At 47.0% G+C, this 4,228-nt stretch carries 1 protein-coding gene; it reads right to left on the reverse strand.

The window, feature by feature from the left end; all coding sequences use genetic code 11:
* Positions 1-3,955, reverse strand: a 3,955-nt coding sequence (locus J7J01_03685) for a cobaltochelatase subunit CobN (GenBank protein ID MCD6209990.1), incomplete at its 3' end; no start/stop codon positions are given.
* Positions 3,956-4,228 lie beyond the last annotated feature (273 nt).

Raw genomic sequence — 4,228 nt, forward strand, 5'->3', positions numbered from 1 at the left:
CTCTTCTCAGGAAGCTCTGAAGTGTCTCTGTCATCGGGTTGTGCGGGTCTCTCAGATTTGTGATGTAGAGATCCGGAGTATGCCCTGTGAGTGTTCTCACAGCCAGAGCCAGCCCGCCGAGGTATGAGAACTGGTCGTCGTTGTCAAGCACTCCATAGAGGTTCGAGCTCCTGCTGTGGATCGCAACATCAACGCCCCTGAGATTTTCTCGGAAGAGATCTGGATTCACGAGACTCCACCCGCAATCACCAAATGCATAACCGAGCCTGTTGATGTAGAGGTTCGCAAGCTTCGCTGTATCATTCCACGTATTACTCGCTGCTATCGCATCAGGGAGCCCTGTACCGTAGTTTCCGCTCTCCTCTGAGAAGACCCTTGCCATCGAGAGGCAGGTCGCATTGTCTTCCGAGTAGCCATTCTCGATCAGCCATTCATGTATCGCATCCGTGTGTTCCTTCACATAGTTTGTACAGTTGTTATCATCTGTCCGAGCTGCAGCCCTCACTCCCTGGTCGATGATTTCAATCTTACCAGCGAATGTATCTCTGTACAGACCAGAAGTGGTGATAAGTACATCTATCCTTGGTCGCTGAAGCTCACTGCAGGGTATCAGTTCAACGCCTTTCACCCTTCCACGTTTATCCCATTTTGGCTTCACACCCATGAGATACAGGATCTCTGACTCCATGATCCCCTGATGTCTCATCGTCTCGACACAGAAGAGAACAAATGCCACCCTTTCTGGATAAGTACCATTGTGTTCCGCCCTGTATTGCTCAAGCAGATTATCAGCCATGGCTTTTCCAACTTCCCACGCCTCTTTCGTAGGTATCTCCCTTGGATCGAAGGAATGGAAGTTGTTGCCCGTGGGAAGCGCCTCAGGGTTTCTTATCGGATCGTTTCCGACCCTAGGCGGGACGTATTTTCCATCAAGTGCATCGAGTATTCTCGGTATCTCGATGGTACAATTCTTAAGATTCGCCGCATAGACCCTGGCGGTCTCAAGATCCGCTGTCACATTTGCTGATACATTTCCTGCTCCAAGCACCTTCTTCTGTGCCTCCTCTGGATCTGTGCCATTGAGCAAGACCTCACTCAGGAGTTCCTCGATCACGGTGCAGTCCCCATGTGCGGGAGATAACTGATGCGGATCCGGATATACCTCTCCCACATGCTCCACGAACTCATCTCCAAGCATCGACTCTACCATGGATATGAGCTTCCAGTCATCCGGGGGTGATCCGAGTATGTGAAGCCCGTAAGGCATGAACTCAGATGCGAGATCATGTAGGTACTCATGCAGAGGTCCGTTTATGAAATCCTCAAACGCAGTCTCATTCATTACTCTGAGATCATCCGCTGATATACCCAGATCCTCACTCAAATTGAGATTCTCATAAAGACCTGTGATCGTCTCTCTGTACTCTGCTTTAAGCGTACCGTTTTCTGTAGTAGCAAGATAGCGATGTATCCTCTCGTGCAAAAGCGATAGATTTCCGTAAAGCCCACCCGCCACGATCGGTGGCGTCAGATGATCAACGATAACAGCGTTTCCCCTTCGCTTTGCCTGTGTGCCCTCGCCGACGTTGTCCATGATGTAGGGATATACCACCGGAATGTCCTGGATCAGTATCGCGGGCCAGCAATCTCTTGCAGAGAGAGCGGTCTCCTTACCCGGAAGCCATTCCTGCGTTCCATGCGTTCCGAAGTGGATTATTGCGTCTACGCCATACGCCTTCTTGAGCCAGAGATAGAACGCAATATACTGATGGTGCGGTGGAAGTTCCTTGTCATGGTATAGCACAGATTGATTCTGCAACCATCCTCTTGTAGGCTGCGGTGCAAGTAACACGTTCCCGAGTCTTACCCCTGGAATGACAAGATACTTCCCGGTCCCGTTCTCATAGACCATGATCTCACCGGGTGGCTCGCCCCACTTATCAATAACCTCCTCCCGCTTGTTTGCTGGGAGCTCGTTGAACCAGCTCTTATACTCTTCTGTCGGAATCAATATCACGCTCTCATTTTCAACCATCTTATCAAGCTCATCCGGTGCCCATGTCCCGATGTTTCTTCCCTCATGGAGCATGAGATCGAGAAGCTCCTTCTCATCAGGCACCTCTCCCTCTACATCATACCCCTCCTTCTTCATTGCGTCAAGGAGGTTCGTGAGGCTCGGGACGATATCAAGGTAACTTGCACCGAGATTATCCTTTCCTCCTCCGTGGTTGTAGTAGACTATTGCAACCTTCTTATCTGAGTTCTCCTTTCTGTGAAGTTTGGCTATGCTAAGCGCCCTATCTGTTATCCACTCAAGCTGGTACTCAAACGGCTTATAGTAGTACTCACCGCTCACAGGATCCTTCTCCTTGCCCGAAAACAAGATGAACTCGGTCTCACCATCAAGCTCAGGAAGTGCGACCTGCCATGCAATTTCCGAAGGTGATAACCCATTGCTCTCATTCCACACACTCTCGTCCATGTAATAGCTCATGATCCCCTTGATCGGGGTTACGTTCAGCTGCTGGAGGTAACCGATCCCTTCGTCTTCATGATGGTGCCACAGCCTGAATGAGTTGAGGATGATGAGAGAGTCAACCAAGGGTTTACCATCCTTGAGGAAGTATGTGGTGGTGTTGGAATCCTTGTAGCTGAACGTTGCAAATATCACATTCGCACCCTTATCCTCTATTCCCTTTATGAGCGGATCAAGCGTTGCATATGACCCATATTTTCCGGAAACATAATAGTAGTGGATTCCTACTGTGGGCGCACTCTCGTTGAATCTCCCTGTGCTCTTATACCATGCAAGATAATCATCTACGGAAGAGAAGATGCCGAGTCCCTGGATCCCTTTTCCCTCTGCCTTTGCATCTGGATGGTATATACCAAACTGCGGGATCTCGACCGGTACCGGGATCTCAGCAATCCCAAAATCGCCTATCGGGATATCGCAGAGTTTCACACCAAGAAATACAAGCAATCTCCTCATGTTCTCGGTCCCACCGTTTGCCCAGTAGGTGGCAATATCTTCATACTCCGGAGATGTGAGATTTATGGAAGACATACCATAGATATCGGTAAAAGCGATCGTGATTACATCAGCGCTGTTATTATTCTTTGCATCAAGCACCGTCTTGTGGATCGCATCCTGCACCGGATAACCGATCATCCAGAGTAAGATGACATCCTGATCACTCAGATTCATACCCTGATAGCTTTCTGGATTATCGTGCATGTATGTACAGAGGGATACGTTGAGATTTCGCGTAATGTAAACATCATCTAAAGTATTTTCAAGCCATGCAGCGTATGATGACATCTCTGATACAACAAAAGCCACCTTTGCCCTTCCCGCAGGTGGCTCTGGTGGAGTAAAAGCCGTGTTGTTCCCGTAGAACTTGTTATCCATGTACAAAATCAAATTCCGTATGTTTTCATCGCCACCATACACCCAGTACCGGGTGATGCTCACATCATCCACATTCCCGATGCTTATGTTTGTCGTTAGGTTATACGCGAAGACATAAGCGCTCTCGTTTATCGTGCTATTTATACTTGCAACGGTCTCGTTATCGAGAGAAGCCAGAAACAGAACGTTTTCGTTACTGAAATTAATAGATTTCGCCTCTGTTGCATTGTATATCGTAATGTTTACGGTAGCATTCACCGTAGTATTTATTGATGCATTCAGAAGCGATGCTAGGTTCTCATCCGTTCCAAGCACAAATGTTATTCTATTCTTATCCGGTTCTTCATCGGTGGTCTTCACCGTGGTATTCTCTGATACATTCGTGGAAAATGTCAAATTTCCATTCCCATCCAATACTGTCTCATTAACTTTCGACTGTGCATGTATAACCTCAAACGGCACAAACACTTGCGCAATGAACAACACCAACACAAATACCAGTAATAGCAATACCGTTAATCCCCAACTTTTATCCTTCACCATCTTTACCTCAAATTGGGGTAGGATTGGAAAAGGTATATAAAACTTTCTATTTTTAATTTTAGGATAAAAACCATAACCCGAATAGCTAACAGAATTGAGCGATAGGAAAAGACACACATATTTGTTTTTCTTTTAGCATTTTAGCACAAACCCCTTTCAGGAAATTTAATATTACAGGGCAGACGGGGTTATACTTACGATAAAATAATTATACCGATGGGTTGGTTATGATGGATGACAAGAAGGAGAAGGCACTTTAATCGGATATATGAC

It is taken from the genome of Methanophagales archaeon, assembly GCA_021159465.1.
In the GTDB taxonomy this organism is placed as follows: Archaea; Halobacteriota; Syntropharchaeia; order Alkanophagales; family Methanospirareceae; genus G60ANME1.